20 protein-coding genes are annotated in these 23,459 nt (G+C 66.9%); 4 read left to right on the forward strand and 16 right to left on the reverse strand.

The genetic code is table 11. The annotated features are described in order from the left end of the window. Positions 1-19: 19 nt before the first annotated feature. From BN2156_RS16055 to BN2156_RS16100, 10 genes are all read right to left on the reverse strand, one after another. On the reverse strand, positions 20-1,522 hold the full coding sequence (locus BN2156_RS16055) for an amino acid permease (RefSeq protein WP_090516047.1): 1,503 nt from the start codon (positions 1,520-1,522) through the stop codon (positions 20-22). Continuing rightward, positions 1,522-2,583, reverse strand: a complete 1,062-nt coding sequence (locus BN2156_RS16060) for a Glu/Leu/Phe/Val dehydrogenase dimerization domain-containing protein (RefSeq protein WP_090516048.1) — start codon at positions 2,581-2,583, stop codon at positions 1,522-1,524. The genes BN2156_RS16055 and BN2156_RS16060 overlap by 1 nt, the downstream gene beginning before the upstream one ends. Before the next feature lie 94 nt (positions 2,584-2,677). Next, positions 2,678-6,154, reverse strand: a complete 3,477-nt coding sequence (locus BN2156_RS16065) for an indolepyruvate ferredoxin oxidoreductase family protein (protein ID WP_090516049.1) — start codon at positions 6,152-6,154, stop codon at positions 2,678-2,680. A gap of 164 nt (positions 6,155-6,318) precedes the next feature. After that, positions 6,319-6,801 (reverse strand): Lrp/AsnC family transcriptional regulator, encoded by a 483-nt coding sequence (locus tag BN2156_RS16070; protein WP_090516050.1) that lies wholly within the window; start codon positions 6,799-6,801, stop codon positions 6,319-6,321. A 35-nt stretch (positions 6,802-6,836) separates the two neighbouring features. Continuing rightward, positions 6,837-7,685 carry a hypothetical protein gene (locus BN2156_RS16075; protein ID WP_090516051.1) on the reverse strand — a complete coding sequence of 283 codons (849 nt, stop codon included), beginning with the start codon at positions 7,683-7,685 and terminating at the stop codon, positions 6,837-6,839. Positions 7,686-7,720: 35 nt separating this feature from the next. Beyond that, positions 7,721-8,578 (reverse strand): polyphosphate kinase 2, encoded by an 858-nt coding sequence (ppk2, locus tag BN2156_RS16080; protein WP_090516052.1) that lies wholly within the window; start codon positions 8,576-8,578, stop codon positions 7,721-7,723. Between the two features lie 73 nt (positions 8,579-8,651). Next, on the reverse strand, positions 8,652-10,181 hold the full coding sequence (locus BN2156_RS16085; RefSeq protein WP_090516053.1) for an aldehyde dehydrogenase family protein: 1,530 nt from the start codon (positions 10,179-10,181) through the stop codon (positions 8,652-8,654). Between the two features lie 193 nt (positions 10,182-10,374). Next, a complete protein-coding gene (locus tag BN2156_RS16090; RefSeq protein ID WP_090516054.1) occupies positions 10,375-11,508 on the reverse strand; it encodes a hypothetical protein in 1,134 nt (377 codons plus the stop codon). Between the two features lie 396 nt (positions 11,509-11,904). Next, complete coding sequence (locus tag BN2156_RS16095) at positions 11,905-12,477, reverse strand: phosphatase PAP2 family protein (RefSeq protein ID WP_162490872.1); 573 nt, start codon at positions 12,475-12,477, stop codon at positions 11,905-11,907. After that, complete coding sequence (locus tag BN2156_RS16100; RefSeq protein ID WP_090517416.1) at positions 12,474-12,992, reverse strand: mycothiol transferase; 519 nt, start codon at positions 12,990-12,992, stop codon at positions 12,474-12,476. The genes BN2156_RS16095 and BN2156_RS16100 overlap by 4 nt, the downstream gene beginning before the upstream one ends. Before the next feature lie 55 nt (positions 12,993-13,047). Here BN2156_RS16100 and BN2156_RS16105 point away from each other — a divergent pair, with 55 nt between their 5' ends. Next, positions 13,048-14,553: a serine/threonine-protein kinase gene (locus BN2156_RS16105; RefSeq protein WP_090516055.1), complete on the forward strand. Its 1,506-nt coding sequence runs from the start codon at positions 13,048-13,050 to the stop codon at positions 14,551-14,553. Beyond that, on the forward strand, positions 14,553-15,044 hold the full coding sequence (locus BN2156_RS16110; protein ID WP_090516056.1) for a hypothetical protein: 492 nt from the start codon (positions 14,553-14,555) through the stop codon (positions 15,042-15,044). Before BN2156_RS16105 ends, BN2156_RS16110 begins: the two co-directional genes overlap by 1 nt. A gap of 3 nt (positions 15,045-15,047) precedes the next feature. On the opposite strand, the gene BN2156_RS16115 is transcribed toward BN2156_RS16110, so the two are convergent. Continuing rightward, positions 15,048-15,437 (reverse strand): VOC family protein, encoded by a 390-nt coding sequence (locus BN2156_RS16115; RefSeq protein WP_090516057.1) that lies wholly within the window; start codon positions 15,435-15,437, stop codon positions 15,048-15,050. Positions 15,438-15,525: 88 nt separating this feature from the next. On the opposite strand from BN2156_RS16115, the gene BN2156_RS16120 reads away from it, so the two are divergent. Further along, positions 15,526-17,247, forward strand: coding sequence for an N-acyl-D-amino-acid deacylase family protein (locus BN2156_RS16120; RefSeq protein ID WP_090516058.1), 1,722 nt, complete (start codon positions 15,526-15,528; stop codon positions 17,245-17,247). A 43-nt stretch (positions 17,248-17,290) separates the two neighbouring features. Continuing rightward, positions 17,291-17,671 carry a hypothetical protein gene (locus tag BN2156_RS16125; RefSeq protein WP_090516059.1) on the forward strand — a complete coding sequence of 127 codons (381 nt, stop codon included), beginning with the start codon at positions 17,291-17,293 and terminating at the stop codon, positions 17,669-17,671. Between the two features lie 77 nt (positions 17,672-17,748). Here the strand turns inward: BN2156_RS16125 and BN2156_RS16130 are convergent, their stop codons facing one another. The 5 genes from BN2156_RS16130 to BN2156_RS16155 form a co-directional block, all read right to left on the reverse strand. After that, positions 17,749-18,582 (reverse strand): endonuclease domain-containing protein, encoded by an 834-nt coding sequence (locus BN2156_RS16130; protein ID WP_090516060.1) that lies wholly within the window; start codon positions 18,580-18,582, stop codon positions 17,749-17,751. Positions 18,583-18,726: 144 nt separating this feature from the next. Next, positions 18,727-20,349 carry a chaperonin GroEL gene (groL, locus tag BN2156_RS16135; protein ID WP_036442113.1) on the reverse strand — a complete coding sequence of 541 codons (1,623 nt, stop codon included), beginning with the start codon at positions 20,347-20,349 and terminating at the stop codon, positions 18,727-18,729. A gap of 267 nt (positions 20,350-20,616) precedes the next feature. Next, positions 20,617-21,402, reverse strand: a complete 786-nt coding sequence (locus BN2156_RS16145; protein WP_090516061.1) for a polysaccharide deacetylase family protein — start codon at positions 21,400-21,402, stop codon at positions 20,617-20,619. Between the two features lie 72 nt (positions 21,403-21,474). Next, a complete protein-coding gene (locus BN2156_RS16150) occupies positions 21,475-22,032 on the reverse strand; it encodes a hypothetical protein (RefSeq protein WP_090516062.1) in 558 nt (185 codons plus the stop codon). An 18-nt stretch (positions 22,033-22,050) separates the two neighbouring features. After that, a complete protein-coding gene (locus BN2156_RS16155; RefSeq protein WP_090516063.1) occupies positions 22,051-22,881 on the reverse strand; it encodes an LLM class F420-dependent oxidoreductase in 831 nt (276 codons plus the stop codon). Between the last annotated feature and the right edge of the window lie 578 nt (positions 22,882-23,459).

Consider the following 23,459-nt stretch of genomic DNA (forward strand, 5'->3'; position numbering starts at 1 on the left):
GCAGCGACGCCGAATGCGGTCAAACCGCGATCTCAACAGGCTCTGCGATGTCCTCGCGTACCGGTGGTCGCGGCCGGGCGAGCAGCGAATGCGCACGCCCGTAGGCCAGGTAGACGACCGCACCGATCCCCATCCAGATCGCGAAGCGAAGCCAGGTCTCGACTTCGAGGTTGAGCATCAGCCACAGGCAGGAGCCCGCGGCCAGGATCGGGATCAGCGGGACGAACGGGACCCGGAAGCCGCGCTTCAGATCTGGCCGGGTCCGGCGCAGGACCGGGACGCCCACCGCGACCAGCACGAACGCCACCAATGTGCCGATGTTGACCATCCCCGCAAGCGTGCCGAAGTCGACGAACGCTGCCAGGCCCGCGCAGACCGTGCCGACGATGGCCGTGAGCCGCACCGGCGTGCCCCGCTTGCCGGTGCGTGCGAGGCCGCGGGGAATCAGGCCGTCGCGAGCCATCGCGAACAGCACGCGGGTCTGGCCGAGGAACATCACCATGACGACGGTGGACAAGCCGGCCAGCGCGCCGATGGCGATGATGTTCTTCACCCAGGTAGCGCCGTGGAGGGCAAATGCCGTTGCCAGGGTGACGTTTTCGCCCTGGAGCTGGGTGTAGTGCACCATGCCGGTGAGCACGATCGATACCGCGACGTAGCACACGGTGACGATGGCCAGCGACGCGAAGATGCCGCGCGGCACGTCGCGTTGCGGGTTGCGGGTCTCCTCCGCGGCGGTGGCGACCACGTCGAAGCCGACGAACGCGAAGAACGCGATGCTTGCCGCCGACAGCAGGCCGAGCCACCCGAAGCTCGTGCCGCCGGATCCGGTGAGCCAGGCGAGCATCGACTGGTGCACGCCGTCGGCCTTTGCCGACGGTTCCGACGGCGGGATGAAGGGCGTCAGGTTGGACGGTTTGAAGTAGGTGGCCCCGACGATCAGGATCAGGAGGATCACCGCGAGCTTGATCGCCACCGCGATGGCCGATACCCGCGACGACAGCTTGGTCCCGGTCGCGAGAAGGAACCCGACGATCGCGATGATCGCCACCGCACCCCAGTCGAACGAGACCGACCCGATATGCGCCACCGGCGACAATCCGCCGAGCACATCGCCGAGGTACTGCGACCATCCTTTGGCGACAACGGAAACCGCGAGCGCGAACTCGAGGATCAGGTCCCAGCCGATGATCCAGGCGATCGCCTCACCGAAGGTGGCGTAGGCGAACGTATAGGCGCTGCCCGCGACGGGAACCGTTGAGGCGAACTCGGCGTAGCAGAGCGCGGTCAGCCCACACGCGATCGCCGCCAGAACGAAGGCCAAGGACACCGACGGCCCGGCCATGGTGCCCGCGGTCCGGGCGGTCAGGGTGAAGATGCCGGCGCCGATGACGACCGCGACACCGAACACGGTGAGATCCCGTGCTGTCAGGTCCTTGCGCAGCTTCGAGTCCGGCTCGTCGGTGTCCTGGATCGACTGCTCGACCGATTTGGTGCGGAACATCCCGCCCGCGGCCGGCATCAGATCGCCCCGTCGAGTCGCCGCTCGGCGAACAGGTTGGCCGCCGCACCGGTGCCGATGCCCGCATCGCGTGCCGTGGCGATGATGTCGCGGCAACGGTCGAAGATGCGCGTCACGTCGGCTTCGACGTCCGCGGGGTCCGCACCATGCAGTTCACCACCGACCTGGATGAGACCGCCGGCGTTGGCGACGAAGTCGGGCACCCAGGTGATCCCGCGACGGCCGAGGGCCTGCTCGACGTCGGCAGTGGCGAGCTGATTGTTGGCCGCACCGCAGATCAGCTTCGCCTCGATGGCTTCGGCGCTCGCCGGCGTCAGGGTGGCGCCGAGGGCGCACGGGGCGTACACGTCGACCGGGGCGGCGGCGACTGTACTCAACAGGCGGACCGACGGGTGGTCGGCCGAGACACGCTGCAGCGCGGCGTCGTTCACATCGCTCGCACACACCTCGGCGCCGTCGGCGAGCAGCAGGGTGATCAGTTCGCGGCCGACCTTGCCCACGCCTTCGACACCGACCGTCCGCCTTGCCAAGGATGCTGTTCCCCAGACGGATTCGGCACCTGCGCGCATCGCGTTGAACACGCCGAGCGCGGTCAGCCGCGCGCTGTCGCCGGAGCCGCCCGCGGCGACGCTGCGGCCGGTCACATGCGCGGTGTACTTGCCGATGACGTCCAGGTCGTCGGTGTTGGTGCCGACGTCGCCTGCGGTGACATATCGGCCGCCGAGACCGTTGACGAACCGCGCGTAGGCGGCGAACAACGCTTCGCTCTTGTCGGTCGCGGGGTCGCCGATGATCACGGCCTTGCCGCCGCCGAGGTTCACCCCGGCCGCCGCGGCTTTGTACGACATGCCCCACGACAGCCGGAGCACATCTTCGAGCGCTGCGAATTCGTCGGCGTACGGGTACATCCGGGTGCCGCCGAGCGCCGGCCCCAGCGCGGTCGAGTGGATGGCGATGATCGCCTTCAGGCCGGACTTGGCGTCCTCGCAGAACACGACCTGCTCATGGCTTCGTCCGCTCAATTCCTGCGAACGGCCGAACACTCCGACGGCGGTGGACATAGCGGTCACAACGAATTCCTTTCAGATTGCCGCATGTTCGGCGGCATGGGTTGGGCTGCCGCATGTTTGGCGGCAGTGACTCAGCGGTGGCCGGTCAGGCCGTGATGCCGAGGTCGCGCAGGCGGGCCCGGTACAGCTCGACGTTGCCGAGCTTGACGTCCTCGTAGCCCCGAACCAGGTCGGGCAGTCCGGCCGCCTCGACCGCTTGTGCGTAGTTTTCAGAGCTCAGCTCAGCGGCGAGACGGTGCACCATGTCGGTGTAGTGGGCCAGCAGCTCTCGCTCCACTTTCCGGACGTGGGCATAGCCGAAGGGGTCGAGCTTGGTGCCGCGCAGCACCTTGCCCTTGGCGAGCAGCTTCAATGCGCCATGCGATTTCGGGCCGAACCCGACCTTCTTCGTGCGGCCCATCGCCCGCAGCGCCGGCGGATGCAGCCGATAGGTGAGCTTTTTCCCACCGGGCACCTGCGCCTGCACGTCGGCCAGGAAGACCGGGTCGACCAGCAGGCGCGCGACTTCGTACTCGTCCTTGTAGGCGGTGAACTTGTGCAGCCCGCGCGCCACGGCCTCGCTGAACGCGGTGCTTTCGGTGACGGCACGTTCGGCCTGCCACACGGAATGGACCGTCTCGACATAGCGCCGCGCCACCTTCGCGTTCTGGTAGCGGACCAGCTCGCCGGCCCGCAGCTCGACCAGTCGGCGGACCTCGCCGTCGAAGGTGGTGCCCGCCAGCAGTTCTCGGCTTACGACGGCCGCGGTGCGCTGCGGGCCCGACACGGCCGCGGCGAACGCTGCCGGATCGGCGACCGCCACGCGCCCCCAACGGAAAGCCGCGACATTGGCGGCGACCGCGATCCCGTTGATACCGATGGCCTCCTCGATACTCGCCTCGGGCAGGCGCAGCCCGCCGTTCTGGAACGCGGCGCCGACGACGAGGAAATTGGCCGCCGCGGTGTTGCCGAACAACGCCTGGGCCGCGGCGAGCGCGTCGAAGTGGGTCAGCGTCCGGGTGGTCGCGGTGAGCCGGTCCAACAGTGACCGGGTGTCCGGGTAGGCGACGGACTTGTCGTACACCATGTCGCCCGTGGGGGTCTGGCTCGTGGAGGCAACGGCCACGGTGCGTTCCGGGCTGCCATAGGACAGGTTCTTGCTGTCGGTCGCGGTCAACAGGTCCATCGCGATGATGCAGTCGGCGCTGCCCGGGGTCAGCCGATTGGACGGCTCAAGTTCGGTGGTCGAGAACCGCAGGTGGGACACCACCGGTCCGGCCTTCTGGCTCAGCCCGATCTGGTCGAGGCTCTCCACCGCGTAGCCGGCGCGCAGCGCGGCGGTGGCCAGCACCTGGTTGACCGTCACGATCCCGGTGCCACCGATACCGGCCAGCAGGACGTTCTGGGTCCCGTTGGGCGCGGCAAGACCAGGATCGGCAACGCGCGGCGGCTCAGCAGCCCCGCTACGTCGGGATGATCTGCGCCCCTTCGTATCCGGCGTCATCTCCACCGTCACGAATGACGGACAGTCACCGTCGAGGCAGCTGTAGTCGGTGTTGCAGGAGGTCTGGTCGATGCGGGTCTTGCGCCCGAACTCGGTGTCGACCGGCTGCACGGACAAGCAGTTCGACTTGGTGCCGCAGTCGCCGCAGCCCTCGCAGACGGCCTCGTTGACGACAACGCGGGTGGTGCGGGTGGGCAGTGTGCCGCGCTTGCGCTGGCGGCGTGCATCGGCGGCGCAGTGCTGGTCGTAGATGAGCACGGTGACGCCGGGGATTTCGCGTAGCAGCTTCTGCGCCTCGTCGAGCCGGTCGCGGTGCCACAGCAGCGTGCCCTTCGCGAGCGCTTTCCTGTTGTGCCGCTTGGGTTCGTCGGCGCAGATGATGATCTGCCTGACGCCTTCGGTGGTGAGCTTGTGGGTGAGCTGTGCGACACCCAGGCCGCCCTCGACGTCCTGTGCGCCCGTCATGGCGACGACCTCGTTGTAGAGCAGCTTGTAGGTGATGTTCACCCCCGCCGCGATGCACGCCTGCACCGCAAGCTGCCCGGAGTGGAAGAACGTGCCGTCGCCGACGTTCTGGAACACGTGCGGGACATCGGTGAACGGCGCCTGCCCGATCCACTGGCTGCCCTCGCCACCCATCTGGGTCAGGCCGACCACCGCGCTGTCACTGCGACCGGACATCGTGACCAGCGTGTGGCAGCCGATGCCGCCGCCACCGATCGAACCCTCGGGAATCGCCGTGGAGCGGTTGTGCGGGCATCCGCTGCAGAAGTACGCGGTTCGCTTGGCGGACAGGACCTCCAGCGACAGCGGGGGCGGCGGAGTCCGCTTGAGCTCGAGATGTTCGCGCAGTACGCGGCGCAGCGGCGCCAGCAATCGGCCGGCGGTCAGCTCGCCGCCGACCGGGAACAGCGGCGCGCCGGTGGCGTCGTACTTGCCCACGATCTGCGGTGTATCTGCTGAGCCGTAAAGGATTTCGCGGATCTGGGTCTCGATGAACGCGGTCTTGTCCTCGATCACGATCACCTTCTCGAGCCCGCGGGCGAACGCCAGCACCGACTGCTGACCGAGGGGGTACGGCATGCCGATGCGCAGCAGGCGGATGCCCGCACGATGCATGGCCGCGTCGTCGACACCCAGGTCGAGCAGCGCCTGTCGCACCGCATCGAACGTCGTGCCGGTGGCGGCGATGCCGACCTTCGCCCGGTGCGGCGCGACCTCAAGGACATCGATCTCGTTCGCGTCGCCGAAGGCGCGCACGGTCGCCCAACGCGGTCCGTAGAGATCTGCTTCGGCGAGCAGGCTGTCCGCCGGTGCGGCCATCGGGCGTTGGCGGTAGGTGAACGGCTTTCCATCCCAGCTTATTTCGGGCACCATGATCGCCAGATCGACCACGTCGGGATCGATCGTCCACGCGCCGTCGGCGACGTCGGCCACGATCTTCATCGCCACCACGCAACCCGACGCGCGCGACAGCGCCACCCCCTGCATGCCCATCGTGATGATCTCTTCGGCGTTGCGCGGGAACAGCACCGGGATGCCCAGGGCCGCGAGTGACCGCTCGCTGACCGCGGGCACGGTCGACGACTTCGACGCCGGGTCGTCGCCGACCAGCAGCAGTATCCCACCGCGCGGGTTGACGCCGTACATGTTGGCGTGCCGCAGTGCGTCGGTGGCGCGGTCGACGCCGGGACCCTTGCCGTACCAGATGCCGACCACCCCGTCGTGGGTTGCGTTACCGGCGGGAAGATCGGTCTGGCTGCCCCAGACCGCGGTGGCGGCGAGTTCCTCGTTGAACCCCGGCGTGAAGACGATGTCGTGCTCGGTCAGCACGCCCGGCATGTCGAGCAGCATCTTGTCGACGCCACCCAGCGGGCTGCCCTGGTAGCCGGAGACGAAGGTCGCGACGCGACGTCCGGCGCGGGTATCCCGCGCGTGTTGTTCGACCATCATCCTGGCGATGGCCTGCACCCCGGTCAGCAGTACCGGGCCGGCCCCGGAGCGATACCGGTCAGCGAGGTCGTAGGGCGCGGAGGGTTCCACCACCGCGAGTTCGGAAGCGCTCAGCACGCTGGTCACGTCTCACCACCACACTTTCCACAACCCAGATCGTGAGCTGCAAAGCGAGAAAGATCTAGCAATCGGTGCAGCGAAATCTGCCTTTGCGCGTGATCTGCGTCAATAGTCAGCGGAAATGTTGATCAAACTGCTCAATTGTGACGTGGCCCACTGTGACGCACGCATCATTTTGTTCGGTCCTGGGTCAACTGCTGGACGAGAGGCAGCGACCGGTATTCGACCGGCGTCGCCATCGCCAGCATCGTTTCGGAGTGCTTCACCCCATCGATCCGGTGCACCTGCTGGATGATGCCGAGCAGTTCCTGCTGGGTCTGAGCGGCGATACGGACCAGCAGATCGGCCCGCCCGGTCGTCGCATGTACTTCGAGCACGTGGGGGTACGCCCGCAGCGCCTCGATGATGGCGTCCATCTTGTTCTGGTCCGTTTCGATGCCGACGAAGGCGTGCACCGCGAACCCGAGCTCGGCGAGGTTGATGTTCGGTGGATAGCCACGGACCACACCGGATTCCTCCAACCGCTTCATCCGGGCCTGCACGGTGTTGCGGGCGACCTTCAGCCGCGACGCCAGCTCAAGGATCGGCAGGCGCGGATCGGACGCCAGCATCGACAGCAGCGCGGAATCGAGGGCGTCGAGCTTGATGGCCATGGGACATTGTCCCACTTGATGAGTCGGCTGACGGATCAGCTCGACTTGCGCCGCAAACCGCCCAACATCGCGACCACCACGCCGAACACCACCAGCGCACCACCGGCGGCCAGCGTCAGATTGAGCCATTGATGCAGGCTGTCGATCGCGTGGCCGGCCATGGCGTCGGCGATCTGCCGGATGTCTCCGCTGGTGTGGTTGAGCGCCTCGTTGAGATAGCGCCGGCCGGTCTCCAGCCCGGCCCAGCCGGCCGCCCCCACCAGCAGCGCTGAAACACCCAGGGCGGCAAGGGCTTTACCACGGGCCCGGGCCGCAGCCAGCGTCAGCAGGGCGAATACGCCGGCCAGCACCGTCACCCCGACACTGACCCACGGGCCCCACACCGCCAGCGGACGCAAGATGCCCGGTCGCAAGTTGTCGGGCGCCGAGGACGCGATGGGAACCGTAAGGGTTTGCGGCACTTCGACTCCGAAGCCGGACAAGGTCTCGCGGAACGAGGCATCCGAGAGCATCGGGGCCAGGTCCACCACCCAGCTGCCGTCCTCGTTGCGGGACAGCCGGTCGGTGAACATCCAGGTGTGCGCAACCTGGTTGGCCAGCGCGAATTGGCCGGGGAAGTCCGGGCCCGCGGTGTAGGCGCCGGCCACGGCGCGGATCTGCCGCGCGTCCACCTCCGCACCGTTCTGCGCGGCCAGAGATTGCACCTGGGTGGTGAGTTCACCGGCCACCGCCTGCTGCAGCTGCGGGTCTTTCGCCGCAGCCGCGGCGAAGGCCGAGTAGCCCTGCTGGTCGATGATGTTCTTCTGAACCCACGCGGACGGCACCGCAGCGGCCAGCAGAACCGTCGTCAGCACCCACAGGAACAGCGTCATGACGAATCGCACGCCGTCCTCCTAGTCTCGGGCGGCGGCCAGACTGCTCAGTCCGACAGGGCACGCCCCACGATCAGCGGATCGGCGTGGCCGACCACGTCAAAATCCTTGTTGTCGTAGTCGAACTTACCGAGCACATAGCGCATGGCGTTGATGCGGGCGCGTTTCTTGTCGTTGCTCTTGACCACGGTCCAGGGCGCGATTTCGGTGTCGGTCCAGGCGAACATGTCTTCCTTGGCCGCGGTGTAGTCCTCCCATTTGTCCAGCGACGCGAGGTCGGTGGGTGAGAGCTTCCACTGCCGCACCGGGTCGACCTGACGGATCGTGAACCGGGTGCGCTGCTCGGACTGCGTGACGGAGAACCACAGCTTGGTCAGGCTGATGCCGTCGTTGACCAGCATCTGCTCGAACAACGGGGCCTGGCGGATGAATTCGGCATGCTGCTTGGGCGAGCAGTAGCCCATCACGCGCTCCACCCCGGCGCGGTTGTACCAGGACCGGTCGAACAGCACGATCTCACCGGCGGCCGGCAGGTGCTGCACGTAGCGCTGGAAATACCACTGGGTGCGCTCTTTTTCGGTCGGCTTCTCCAGCGCGACGACACGGGCCCCGCGGGGGTTGAGGTGCTCCATGAACCGCTTGATCGTGCCGCCCTTGCCTGCGGCGTCGCGGCCCTCGAAGACGATGACGTGCCGAAGCCCGTTGCCCTGGCTCCACTTCTGCAGCTTCAGCAGCTCGATCTGCAGCAGCCGCTTCTGCTCCTCGTACTCTTGGCGCGACATGCGGTCGGAGTACGGGTAGTTCTCCCGCCAGGTGTCCACGACCTCGCCGCCGGGCTCCAGCAACAGCACGGGGTCGTCATCGTCGTCGTCACGGACCGTATAGCCGGTGATGTCCAGAGTCACCGGCCGACGGTATCCACCCCGGCGAACACGAAGGTGTCGCCGGGGTGAACGCCCGGTACGTCGTTACCCGGAGTTACTTGGCCTTACGACGCGGACGAGCCAATGCCAGCTTGGTCAGGAGCTTGTTCATCCGAACGATGGCCTTCTCCGAGTTGTTGTAGTAGCTGCCGCCGGCGCCCACGCTGGTGCGCGGCACCACCACGGTCTCCTGCTTGCAGAACTTGCGCACCCCGTCGACGCCGCCGAAGCGGGCGCCGATGCCCGAGGTCTTCCAGCCGCCCATCGGCGCGGTGGTGCACATCAGGTTGGAGATGACGTCGTTGACGTTGACGGCGCCGCAGTCAAGCTGCAGCGCAATGGCCTTGGCCCGGTCGACGTCCTTGGAGAACACCGAGGCGCTCAGACCGTAGGGGCTGTCGTTGGCCAGCCGGATGGCTTCTTCGACCGAGGACACCTTCATGATCGGCAGGGTCGGCCCGAAGGTCTCTTCGGTCATGCAGGCCATCGTGTGATCGACGTCGACGAGCACGGTGGGCTCGAAGAAGCTGCCCCCGCCTTCGGGGCGCTTGCCACCGGTCAGCGCCTTGGCGCCGGCGGCGACGGCCTCGTTGACGTGCCGTTCGGTGATCGCGACCTGGCTGTCGTCGATCTGGGAGCCGAAGTGGTAGCCCTCGCCGGTGCCCATCTTGAGGTTCTCGACGGCTTTCACGGTGGCGGCGACGAACTGGTCGTAGACCGGATCGAGCACATAGACCCGCTCGACCGACACGCAGGTCTGGCCGGCGTTGAACATCCCGCCCCACACCGCGGCGTTGGCGGCCAGCTCGACGTCGGCGTCCTCGAGCACGATCATCGGGTCCTTGCCGCCGAGCTCCAGGCTCACCGGGGTCAGACGACGCGCCGCGCGCTCCATCACCTTGGCGCCCGTCGCGCACGAACCGGTGAACTGGATGTAGTCGGAGTTGTCGATGACGGCCTCGGACACCGCCCGCGCACCCTGCGCCAGGGCGAACACCTCGGGCGCACCGGAATCCAGCCAGCCGCGCAGCAGCACCTCGGCGGTCAGCGGGGTGCGCTCGGACGGCTTGAGCAGCACCGCGCACCCGGCGGCCAGGGCACCGATGGCGTCCATCATGGCGTTGGCCACGGGGTAGTTCCACGGCGCGATGATCCCGACGACGGGGCGCGGCCGGTAATGCACGGCAATCTTCTTGATCGACATGATCGGCAGCGCGGCCGGACGGGTATCCGGCGCCATCGCCTCCTCGACGACCTTGATGTAGTACGAGAGGATCATGATCAGCAGCGGGACCTCTTGCGCGGCGTCCATGGCCGACTTGCCGGTCTCGGCGATCAGGAGTTTCTCGATCTCGTCGCGGTGGTCCCCCAGCCACACCGCGTAGCGGGCCAGCACCTTGGCACGCCCTTTGGCGCCGCGGGCCTCCCACTCCTTCTGAGCTTCCCGCAGCCCGGCCGCGATGCGCGGCACATCGGCGGCGTCGGTCCAGGTCACCTGGCCGGCGACGGCGCCGGTTGCGGGGTTGTAAATGGTGCCGGAACCCGTGAACTCTCCGGTCAGAGCTACCTCTGGCGTCGCTGTCATGCCGCCTATGTTAATCACCGTGTGTGACCCACGTCGCACCGGGGTTGACACCTGTCAAGTGGGAGCGCGGCCCCAGGCGCCCAGATCAACGAAATGGTCGCCCCGCGTGGGCGGGAACGACCATTCCGTTGATCTCGCGGAGCGGCGCAGAGCGCGGCTACCCCTCAGTGCCCCGCCCCGGCCGCCTCGTCGCTCAGTCGTCCGATTTCTTGGATTCCGCCTTCTTCGGGCTGAGCTTCTTGGCCGTGTTCTCGGCGGCTTCCTTGACCTTCTTCACGACTCGGTCCACGTTGGCCTTGGCCTTGTCGGCCCGCTTCTCGGCCCGGTCCCTTGCGCCGTCGAGCGAGGCGTTGAGGCTGGTGACGTGAGGCTTGAGCTTGTTCACCTTGGGCGCGTCGGTGTCCGGCTCATCCGCGGCCGAGGACGTCCGGTTCTGAGCGCTGAACGTCGTCGGCAGGCTGCCGTCCTCGTTCACCTCGACCCCGAGAACGTTCGCGGCCGCGACGCGCACCGCGTTCCGTGCGCCGAGCATCTGGTTGTTGCGGAACTGCATGAGGGCGCCGTCGCCGGTCGGGTCGGTCGGAATGCCGTTGGTGCCGCCGCCCAACGATTCGGGCAGCGCCTCCGCGAGCCCCTCGATGGTCGGGTCGATCACCCATTGCGGGGCATCGATGTAGTTGCGGATGGCCTTGTACAGCTCGACGTTGTCACCGGATGCCATTGCCTCGGCGACGGCGGCCAGCCCCACGACCCCGAGCACGGTGCCGTTGACGGCCCGCACCGCCGACTCCTGCATGCCCGCAGCGAGCGCCGCGGTGTAGTTCTCGTTGGGCCACGGCTTGTCGACTCCGAGGGCCGAGGCGAACTGCGCGTTGATGGCATCCCGCAGTCCCAGCAGTTCGTTGTTGCGGAACTGCATGAAGTCGCCGTCATCGGCCGTTGTGTTCGTCACGTGGTCCGAACCACCGCCGAGCTCATCCGGCAACGTGATGGCGATCGCCTCGATCAGCGGGTCGGCGACGTAGAGCGGTGAATCGACGATCTGCCTGATCTGGGAGAACAGCCTCTCGTTGTCGCCGGCCGCGAGTTGCGCGGCGAGGACGAACGGAGTCAGTGGTGCCTGCGCGAACTGGTCGGCAAGCCGTTGGCCGGCCAGGAACGCCAAGCCGAGTTGATTCATCCCCTCGAAGCTGGCCATCAAGGACGCCGATGCGTCCAGGATGCGCGGCGGCGTCGGTGGTGACACCACCACCGGGGTCATGGCGATGACGCTGGCGCCGGCGATGGCGACACAAGCGGTCAGGCTGCTCGAGACACGACTGTTCATGGACGAAATCCCCTCGGATGACTAGATGTTGGGCTGACCGATTGCTCGGCTCGCGCAGCAAATTACGCCGACGAAAGCGATTTCTCAGGTTTTTCTCAGGCCGTATTTGCGTTTGCAACTAATCGATCGCTCAACACCGTTGCCGCAAAGCCGCAAATGTTGCCATCGGCCCAGTTCGCCTGCTGCTGACATGATTTGCCGACCCACCCTGAAGAATCCGAAACTCTTGCGGCACGCAACTGCCTCGGTCAGCACGCCGGGCTGAATGATCAAGCGATACTTGACACTTAGGCTTCGGCCAGAATTCAAGATCAATGGGATTGACGGGATGCTGATCACGATCCGCACGTCCCGAGTTGCCATCCCGGGAAACGTCGGCGTCCGACAAGCGGTCGCTCAGCGAAGCTCAGATGCGGGGCTACCCACGGTGCCAGATCGCCCGTCGCACGCCCACAGGGCCACCATGCCCACCACTGAAGTGCCCAGCAACAGTCCGCCGACAGTGTCGGTGAAGTAGTGAAAAGTCATTCCCAGGCCGAACATGCCCAGCAGGACGAGGCCGGCCGCGACGATCACCGACCACAGGCCCACCCCGGCAACCAGGACCAGCAGACCCGTCACCACCACGAGAAAGGTGGTGTGACCGCTGGGATAGGCCAGCGCGCCGCCTTTCTCCCTGCCGAAGACGGGCTTGAGGACCCGCACGATGGCGATGGCCACCAGCGGGCTCACCACCATCGCGAGTGCCAGCCGATTCCGGTGCTGCCGCACGGCGACGACGATGCCGATGACCAATGCGGCCGTCAGGACCGCGGGAGTGGTGACCCCCAGCAAGGCCGTCGCAGCAGAACCCAGGTCACTGCCGAGCCGCTGAAACCAGCTGTCGACCGGGAGCGGCGCCCCGCGGACGGCCCAGCCGAGCAGCACCATGCCGGCGAAGCCGATCGGCGGCCACCACCGGGCGATCAAGGGATGATGCCGCGCAGATACGCCGCCTGGCCCAAGTGCTGGGCGCAATCGTCGATGATGCTGACCAGCCGTGCGCTCGCCGTCACCGGCGGATCCCACCGCGTATCGACGATGCGGCCGAGGTCTTCGGCGGTCACGCCGGCGATGTAGGCCAGCGTCACCTTGTGCACCGCCAGGTAGTACCCGGCCAGCAGGTCGGCCGGGGCATGCACCTTCGCAACGTCCTGTGGGCTGTGCCCGTATCCGATGTCGTTGCCGGGCAGGTCGAGCCCGAACCGGTCTTTCCAGCCATCGCGGGTCCAGACCTGCTCGATGCCCGCGATGTCGCACAACTGCAGGTCCTGGCAGCGGGCGCTGTGCCAGATGAGCCAGGCGATGCTGTTGGCCTGCGGGGTGGGGCGGTAACTCGAGACCTCTTCGGTCAATCCGTCGGTGAGGTCGTCGACATGCTCGATGAGCCGGGTGAATGCGTCGCGCAGCAATTCTCGGACGGCATCGGAATCAGCGGCAGCCATGGCCTCGACGCTACTCGCGAACCGCCCCGTCACGGTCCCGACTACGATCACGGGCATGCCGTTGAATACCGGCGACGTGTTCGCCGGGTACACGATTCAACGTCTGCTCGGCTCCGGCGGCATGGGCGAGGTGTATCTCGCGCAGCATCCGCGGCTCCCTCGCCAGGATGCGCTGAAGATCATGCCGGCCTCGCTGACCAGTGATGCCCAATACCGCGATCGCTTCAACCGCGAAGCCGACATCGCCGCCTCGCTCTGGCATCCCCACATCGTGGGCCTGCACGATCGCGGTGAGTACGAGGGGCAGCTGTGGATCGCGATGGATTACGTGGACGGCACCGACGCCGCGCGCTACGTCCGCGAGCACCATCCCGGCGGGATGCCGCTGCGCGAGGCGGTCGAGATCGTCACCGCCATCGCCGAGGCACTCGATTACGCGCACGAACGCGGCCTGCTGCACCGCGACGTGAAACCCGCCAACATCCTGTTGGGCAGCCCGGAGGCGGCCCGGCGTCGAATTCTGTTGGCCGACTTCGGTGTTGCCCGCCGGATCGACGACATCAGCGGGATCACCGCCACCAACATGGCCGTCGGCTCGATGGCCTACTCCGCCCCCGAGCAGCTGCTGGGGCAGGCGATGGACGGAGGGGCCGACCAATATGCCTTGGCGGCCAGTGCGTTTCAGCTCCTGGTCGGGCATTCGCCGTTCCACCATTCGAACCCCGCGGTGGTCATCAGCAAGCAACTCAACGAGCTCCCGCCGAGCCTGCGCACCATCCGCCCCGAACTGGCCCACCTGGATGAGGTGATGCTCAAGGGCATGGCCAAGGATCGGGATGGCCGGTACGGGCGGTGCGGCGATTTCGCGACAGCACTCGCTGACGCCAGGGCGACCACCCCGGTTGCCAAACGACCTCCCGCCGCCCAACCGGCGGCACCGCAACCGGTTGCCGCTGAGCCGCCGCGGATCATCTCAGCTCCGGCCTTCACCTCACCCGGGCCTCCGATTGTCAGCGCGCAGCACCACTCCCCCACCTGGTCGGGCCCCAGCCCGATCCCCCGGCGCCCCGAGAAGCACAGCGCGGCAAGGGTTGTGGTGCCGATCGTGCTGGCAGTGCTGCTGGTGTGCGCCGTCGGCTTCGCGATCAGCCAGTTTGTCCGCGCCACTCCGACGGCGCGAGACACCCCGTCCTGGCAGCCGTATGTCGAGGCCGCCGAGACCTTCGCGCTGCACACCGTCACCGTCAGCGCCGACACCGTGGACACCGATCTCGCGATGATCATGGACGGCGCCACCGACGAGTTCCGGGCCGATCTGCAGAACCAGGCGCCTCAGATCAAACGCAAGGCCCAGGAATTGGGCGTCAAGACCGACGGAACCGTCACCGGAGCGGGCGTCGAATCATTGTTCTCGGATGAAGCGGTCGTGCTGGTCACCGTCGACACCAAGGTAACCGTCACGACCAATCGGGTCGGCGTCGTTTCTCTGCAGCGGGTCAGGGTCACGGTGGAGCATGTCGACGGCAGCTACAAGGCCTCGAAGCTGGAGTTCGTGAACTGATGCGGACACGGACGCGCGGTTGGACATCGCTGATCATCGCCCTCGTCGTCGGGGTCGTCGTGGCTTCCGGCCTGGGGTTCTGGCAGCTGTCGGTCAAGGGCCAGCCGGCGCCGGCACCCATCGCCGACGACGATCATGCCCGTGAGCAGGTCACCGGTTTCGTGGCCACCAATGTGGTCAAGATGCTGAGCTTCACTCCCACGACCAGCCGGGCCGAAATCGATGCGGTCACCGAACTGCTGACCGGCCCGGCGGTCGACGAGTACCGGAAGACGATCCGCGCGAAGGCCGACAACGTCACGCAGTCCGCGACGGTCCGCAACACCGGGGTGGAGTCGCTGACGGCCGACGACGCCGAAGTGGTGGCATTCGTCGACCAGACAAGCGAGACCACGGGCAACGACCAGTCGACCAAGGACGCGCTGGCCTACCGGGTCAGCCTCACCCGCGTCGACGGCGACTGGCGGATCTCCGAACTCGAACCGCTGTAGCGGCTACTGCGCGGGTGGCGCGCCGTGGAAGACCGCCTCGACGTTGTTGCCGTCGGGATCGCGGACGAAGGCGCCGAAGTAACCCGGGTGGTACTCGGGCCACAGCCGCGGCGCGTGCAGCGACTCGGCACCCAGCTTGAGCGCGGCGTCGTAGAACGCCGTGACGGCGTCCACGTCCGCGGCCTGGAAGGCGACATGGATCTCCCGGTTAGGCCCGCCGGCATCGCCTGCGCTGGCGTCGGCGATCCAGAAGTCCGGATGCCCGTCGGTGCCGTAGCCGATGGCCACGCCGTAGTCCATCTGCCGGCTGTAGCCCAGCACGCCCAGCACGGTGTCGTAGAACTGGGAGGCCTTGGTGAAGTCGGTGCAGTTGATACCGAAGTGATCGATCACCGCCTGATCTTGGCACGGCCCACCGACAACACCTCGAATTTCGGCGCACCCCATAGGCATACGCGGTTGATCGTCGTAGGTTAGTTAGATGAGCTACGACCTGTGCATCCGCGGCGGGACCATTGTCGACGGTCTGGGCGGCGAACCGTACGTGGGCGACGTCGCGGTGCGCGATGGAGTGATCGCCGCAATCGGTTCCGTGGCCGGGACGGCCGAACGCGAGATCGACGCCACCGGGTTGTTGGTCACCCCGGGTTTCGTCGATCTGCACACGCACTACGACGGTCAGGCGATCTGGTCGGACCGGCTCAATCCGTCCTCGGCGCACGGGGTCACCACCGCGGTGATGGGTAACTGCGGTGTCGGGTTCGCGCCCTGCCGCCCAGACGATCACGACGTGCTCGTCGATGTGATGGCCGGCGTGGAGGACATTCCGGGGGTCGTCATGGTCGACGGGCTGCCCTGGACGTGGGAGACGTTCCCCGAGTTCCTCGATGCCCTGTCCTCGCGCCGCCTGGACATCGACGTGGCCGCGTTCCTACCGCACTCCCCGCTGCGGGTGTACGTGATGGGCCGGCGCGGCGTGGACCGAGAACCGGCCACCACCGAGGATCTGGCACTCATGCGCAAGCTTGCCGCCGAGGCCGTGACCTGCGGCGCGCTGGGGTTCGCCTCGTCCCGTCTGACGATCCACAAGACCGAGAGCGGCAAGCCGATTCCCAGTTATGACGCCGGCTACGCGGAGATCGAGGCGATCGCCCGTGGGGTCGACGACGCCGGTGGCGGCCTGATCCAGTTCGTCCCCGATCTGGTCGCCGGCGACTACGAACCGGCGCTGCAGACGGTGTTCGACGTGGCCGCCGACGTGGGGTTGCCCGTCACGTTCACATTGGCGATCGGCAATGCCGGGCCGCCGTTCTTCGAGGACGCGCTGCGCATGGTGGAGAAGGCGAACACCGACGGCGGCAACATCACCGCGCAGATCTTCCCCCGCCCGATCGGACTGGTGCTCGGCCTTGAGCTGTCGGGCAACCCGTTCGTCCTCTACCCCAGCTACCGCGAGATCGCCCACCTGCCGCTCGCCGAGCGTGTCGCCGAGATGCGCAAACCCGAAGTCCGCCAACGGATTCTGGGCGATTCCGCGGCCAGCGACGGACATCCGCTGATGTTCGCCGTCCAGGCCTGGGACTACATGTATCCGCTGGGCGAGCAGCCCGATTACGAGCCCGACCCGTCGAACTCGATCGGTGCCCGGGCCCGGGCTCGCGGCGTCGACCCGCTCGAGGAGGCCTACGACCGCCTGCTCGACGACGACGGGCACGCCATGCTGCTGGTCACGCTGGCCAACTTCCGCGACAACTCCCTCGACACCGTCGCCGAGTTGATCCGGCGCGACGACGTCATCCTGGGTCTCGGCGATGGAGGCGCGCATTACGGCATGATCTGCGACGCGAGCTTCCCGACCTACCTGCTGACGCACTGGGTACGCGACCGGGGTGCGGGCACGCTGCGCGTCGCCGACGCCGTCCGGGAGCTGACCTCGGTACCTGCGCGTGTCGCCGGGCTGGCCGATCGTGGACGAATTGCGTTGGGCTACAAGGCCGATCTCAATGTCATCGACCATGCGGCACTGCGGTTGCACCGGCCGGTCGTCGCCTACGACCTCCCCGGGGGCGGGCGCCGCCTTGACCAGTCCGCGGACGGTTATGTCGCGACCGTGGTGTCCGGGGAGATCATCGCCGAGAACGGGGTCCCGACGGACGCGCGCCCCGGACGTCTGGTCCGCGGCAGACAACCTGCACCCATGTGACAGGTCCGCCACGACGGGGCGCCAACAGAACTATTCTCACGTCATGAGCGTGAAAGTGGATCTCAACCAGCTGGCCGACAAGCTGGCGGACTACACGTTCGCCTACCTCGTCACGGTCGACGACAACTACCACGCACACACTGTCGCGGTGGAGCCTCACCTGGTCAACGGCGTCATTCATGTGGGCCCGGTCGGTGGGCACACCCGCAGAAACCTCGCCTCTCACGAGCACGCGACGCTGGTCTGTCCGCCACGTCAGCCCGGCGGGTATTCACTGATCGTCGACGGCCGGGGTCAGGCCGGCACGGCCGGCGACGAGACGCATCAGATCGTGCCCAGCCGCGCGGTGCTGCATCGCAAGGCGGCGCAGCCCGGACCACCTGGTCAGTGCGACAGCGACTGCATCGTCTTGTCGGAGAACTGACCTCGCCGTTCCTCGCCGAGCGTGGCGCTCATGCCCGCAATTCCGCCAAAAAACGTGCATAAGGCCCACACTCGTCATCAAATCGGGCAACCGGCGGCCCGCAGCTTGGCCCGCACGCGATCGATCACGATGTGCGGCCGGGACATCATCTCCGCGCTGACCCGGACGACCGACCAACCGGCCTCCTCCAGCAACGCGATGCGGTCGATGTCCCAGGATCGCTGGCGCCGGTCGGTCCAGTGCTGAACGCCGTCGTATTCGACCGCGACCTTCCATTCCCGCCATCCCATGTCGACGCGGATGTGCAGTTCATGAAACTCGATCTGGGTCTCGGGAGTCGGCAAGCCGGCACCAACGACGATCAGCCGCAGCCTGCTCTCCTGAGGAGACTCGGCACCACCATCGAGCAAGGGCAACACCGAACGTAGCCGCGCGACACCTCTGGCGCCCGGGTGAGCCTCGGCCACGGCGAGTACATCGGCGGGCTTGATGTCGGTGGCGTTGAGCAGAGCATCCACGAGTGGGACGGCGACTTCACAACGGTATGACCGACCGAGGTCGAACGCTGTGCGGGCCGGGCTGGTCAGATCCATCCCGGCGACCGTGCACATCTCGGTGGGGCTGAGTGTCCACGAGTGCACGACCATCCCCGCGGGCATGCGTCGGTCGGCGCGGATGATTTCCGCGGGCCTGTCCGGGTTCAACCACTTGGTGCCCAGTACGGCGGCGGCCGAGGTTCCGGCAAGCGTCGCACCGGTGGACAGCCAGGCCGCCTGAGCTCTGATCCGGGCGGTCAGCTCAAGATCGCGCCTGACGTACACATCCCGATAGAGCGCGACGTGATCGCGGGCCAGCCGGCGTCGGGTCAACTCACCGCGGCGTACCGCGGCACTTCCGATGAAGGGTTCCATGCCCGCAGGCTGGGTGCCCGCACCGACGAGCGTGGCGCCCGTGCACGGAAACTCGGCAATCCCTGTGCACAGACGCCACGCTGGGGACAAAAACGAAAAAGCCCCGGCGCGCAGAGCGCACCGGGGCTTCCTCGTAAGCAGGACTTAGAAGTCCATACCGCCCATGCCACCGGTCGGGTCGGCCGCGGGGGCCGCCTTCTCCGGCTTGTCGGCGACGACGGCCTCGGTGGTGAGGAACAGCGCCGCGATGGACGCCGCGTTCTGCAGCGCCGAGCGGGTGACCTTGACCGGGTCGGCAACGCCGGCGGCCAGCAGGTCCTCGTACTCACCGGTCGCGGCGTTCAGGCCGTGACCCGCGGGCAGGTTCGACACCTTCTCGGCGACGACGCCCGGCTCCAGACCACCGTTGAAGGCGATCTGCTTCAGCGGGGCCGACAGCGAGACGCGCACGATGTTGGCGCCGGTGGCCTCATCGCCGGTGAGCGACAGCTCCTCCAGCGACGGAGCCGACTGCAGCAGGGCCACGCCACCACCGGCGACGATGCCCTCCTCGACGGCAGCCTTGGCGTTACGCACGGCGTCCTCGATGCGGTGCTTGCGCTCCTTGAGCTCCACCTCGGTGGCAGCGCCGGCCTTGATCACCGCAACACCGCCGGCCAGCTTGGCCAGGCGCTCCTGCAGCTTCTCGCGGTCGTAGTCGGAGTCGCTGTTCTCGATCTCGGCGCGGATCTGGGCGACACGGCCCTGGATCGCGTCGGCATCGCCGGCACCCTCGATGACGGTGGTCTCGTCCTTGGTGACGACGACCTTGCGGGCCTGGCCCAGCAGCGCGACATCGGCGGTCTCCAGCGAGAGGCCGACCTCTTCGCTGATGACCTGGCCACCGGTGAGGATGGCGATGTCCTGCAGCATGGCCTTGCGGCGGTCACCGAAGCCCGGAGCCTTGACGGCCACGGACTTGAAGGTGCCACGGATCTTGTTGACCACCAGGGTCGACAGGGCCTCGCCCTCGACGTCCTCGGCGATGATCAGCAGCGGCTTGCCGGACTGGATGACCTTCTCCAGCAGCGGCAGCAGGTCCTTGACGGTCGAGACCTTGGAGCTGACCAGCAGGATGTAGGGATCCTCCAGGACGGCTTCCTGACGCTCGGCGTCGGTCACGAAGTAACCCGAGATGTAGCCCTTGTCGAAGCGCATACCCTCGGTGAGCTCCAGCTGCAGGCCGAAGGTGTTGCTCTCCTCGACGGTGATGACACCCTCGTTGCCGACCTTGTCCATGGCCTCGGCGATCAGGTCACCGATGGACTGGTCACCGGCGGAGATACCGGCGGTGGCAGCGATCTGCTCCTTGGTCTCCACCTCCTTGGCGGACTTCAGGAGGGTCTCGGTGACCTTTTCCACGGCCTTCTCGATGCCGCGCTTCAGGCCGAGCGGGTTGGCGCCGGCAGCGACGTTGCGCAGACCTTCGCGAACCAGGGCCTGGGCCAGAACGGTGGCGGTGGTGGTGCCGTCGCCCGCGACGTCGTCAGTCTTCTTGGCGACCTCTTTGACGAGCTCAGCGCCGATCTTCTCGTACGGGTCCTCCAGCTCGATCTCCTTGGCGATGGACACACCATCGTTGGTGATCGTGGGGGCGCCCCACTTCTTCTCCAGGACGACGTTGCGACCCTTGGGGCCCAGCGTCACCTTTACCGCGTCGGCGAGGCTGTTCAGGCCCCGCTCGAGGCCGCGACGGGCCTCTTCGTCATACGCAATTGTCTTAGCCATTGCGAAGTGATTCCTCCGGATAGGGGATCGCACGTTCGTTGGTCGGGTTCAGTGCCCGCGACGGACGACTGGGGTGTGCTCCCGCAGGTGCGGCCCCGGTCTCACCGTCCCGACCTAGCACTCACTGATCGAGAGTGCCAACTGCATTCTTAGCACTCGACCAGGGCGAGTGCAAGGTTGTGGAGCGCTCGTTCAGTGTCCCGTCCTACGCCGCTGGCGAAATGCGGATCAGACGCCACATCAGCACCAACAGATCCCGCAGCCGTCCTACCGTGCGAGCACGAACTGCCAGCCCGCGGCCTGCATGGCCGGTATCGCCTCGGCGAAACCGGCGTGCGTGCCGGACTGGGGGTGGTTCATGTGGGCGATGACGATCGATCCCGGCGCGGCGTTCATGACGTTGGACCGCACGGCCGCCGCGGATGCCGTCGCACCATTGTCGGCGTTCACAGTGAACCCCAACGGTTGCTCGCCCAGTTCGCGCACGATCTCGACGGCCACGTCGTCATAGTGGGCGGTGCCGGGCCGGAACCAGGTGGGCGCCCGGCCGGTCAGCGCGGTCAGTCGCTGGTGATTGCCCCACACCTCATCGACCGCCTCGCCGGCCGAGCGGGTCCCGGCGATGCCATAGGCCGACCGTCCCGTCACCGACAGCGGCACATGCCGGGTGCCGTGATTGCCGATCTCGAACAGCGGGTTGGCGGCCAGCTGCCGCGCCCGGTCCGGGTTCCGGTCCAGCCATTTCGAGTTGAGCATGAGCACCGCCGGCACACCGTTGCGTTGCAGCGTGTCGAGCAGCGCGTCGTCGCAGGCACCGTCGCAGGCGTCGAACGTCAGCGCGATCTGGCGGCCGGCGGTGGCAAAGGACGTGGCGATCCCAGGCAGGGCCATCCCCCACTGGGTGGGCACACGTGTCTTGTCGGTGACGGCCACGGACGGCGGGTCGATGGCGTTGGGGTCCGCCCCGGCCGTCGGCATCCCGGCACGCAAGGTGTAGCCGGCGGCGACCGCGCTGACCGCGCTCGCCGCCAGGAAGGCGCGCCTGGTGATCACATTTGCTGACGGTAGGTCGGGATCTTGACGACCCGCCATCGATTGGCTGTGGGTTGGCTGCGGGCCTGCGCGTCAGTGCCCTTGCGACAACACGAACAGTTCGGCGCGATCGCCGTTGCGTACGAGCAACACGGTCTCGCAGTCGGGAGGCGTGCCCCGGTAGTTGTCGGTCAGGACGTCCTCACCGGACAAGACCCGGGTGCTGATCGCGAGCTGGGTTCCCGCATCGCAGTGGAATTCCGGGCGGCCGACGAAGTCCTGTTCGACGATCTCGTCATCGCAGGTGGCAGCTCGCAACCGGGGAAAGTCTGGATTCGCTTGGGCAAGTGCCTGTTTCGCGGAGTCGAAGCTCCCGCTCACCAGGCACCTCCCCCGGTAGAAGTCGGCACCGGCGAACATCGGCGCGACGGTCATTTCCTCGAACGTGACACCGTCTGGGATTCCGATGCGGCGCAGTTCCATCGCTTCGGCTGCCCCTTTGGCGTCGAGGCCGTGCGGGCCGAGGTCGTCGTCACCGAAACCGAATATGGCGAAGACAACACCCGATGCCACGATCAACAGGCCCACACCGGACACCACGACGGCGACGGCGATCAAGGCCACAACCCACCAGTTGATCCCCCGACCCATTCAGCCAGGCTAATGCGCCTACGACTGGTACCGGCGCACCTTTTCGGCGTAGTCATCGAGCAGGCGCAGCGATTCGTCCTTGCCGACCGACGGCAGGAACAGCCCGAGCTGGCCGAAGCCGAGATCCTCGGCGGCACGCCAATAGTCGGCCTTGATCGGTGCGCCGAACATCATCAACGGCACGTCCTGCACACCGCCGCCTCGCATCTGCCCGATCCGCTGCGCCAGCACATCCCTGGGCAGCGGGTTCGAAATCCAGCCTGCGCCATGACGAATCACCCTCTTGACCGTGGCGTCGGAATTGCCGCCGACATAGATGGGCGGGTGTGGTTGCCGAACCGGCTTGGGACGGCAGTACGACGATTCGAAGTTGACGTACTTGCCGTGGTACTCGGCGGGTTCATCGGTCCACAGCGCCTTGATCGCCTCGATGCTCTCATCCAGCCGTGCGCCACGGGTTTTCGGATCGGTGCCGTGGTCGCGCATCTCCTCGAGGTTCCAGCCGGCGCCGACGCCGAACACGAATCGGCCGCCGGAGACGAGGTCGATGCTGGCGGCTTCTTTGGCGGTGTGGATCGGATCGCGCTGAATCAGCAGGGCGACTCCGGTAACGAGTTCGATCGTGGACGTCACCGCCGCGGCGGCCGCGAGGGTGACGAACGGGTCGAGGGTGTTGTAGTACCACGGCGGCAAGTCGCCGCCGCTCGGATACGGGGACTCGCGACTGACCGGGATATGGCTGTGCTCGGCAACGATGAGTGAGGCGAAGCCCCGCTCCTCGATCGCGCGGGCCAGTGAGACCGGGTCGATGCTGTCGTCGTCGACGAAGGTGGCGATGCCGAACTTCATCTGGCCGACGCTACTCCCGCGGGCAGGCCGCCGGCCCGGGACGCGTGAGGCAAGCGGGGCGTGGTCACCGAGCGAACCGGCCGGCAGCGCCGATATGAACATCTGGCCAACTTCGGTCTCCGATGCCTCGCGGCGGCGACCGATCGACAGTGACCATCCACCTTCGCTCGCGCCGCCAAGTTACCCACTGTCACATGGGCGTTCAGACAAGCCATGGCAATGCAGCAACCATCCGCGTCCGAGAATTTGACTAGGTCATCAAATATCTGGCAAATCTCAAGATATTGATCTATCTGCGGGTTTAGCCACTCCCCAAGCCTTGCGGCAAGCAACAGTTGCGCCAGTTTGCTTGCATGTGCAACAACCGCCGAAAACCGCCTGAGAAAAAGCTGAGTTTTCAGACGGGTTGTGCGTAAATTTCTCCGCGAAACCGGGGGAAATCGCCCATCGGAATCGAGGGGTCTCACCAACTGGAGCGACATCGTCAGTGATTGCTGCTCGCCTGCCGAAAATATTGACGGCAGCGTCAACGCTCATTGTCGGAGATAGGGGCGTAAACGTGGGAAAGCACAGCGTCG

Origin of the sequence: Mycolicibacterium neworleansense, assembly GCF_001245615.1 — a bacterium.
Classification (GTDB): Bacteria; Actinomycetota; Actinomycetes; order Mycobacteriales; family Mycobacteriaceae; genus Mycobacterium; species Mycobacterium neworleansense.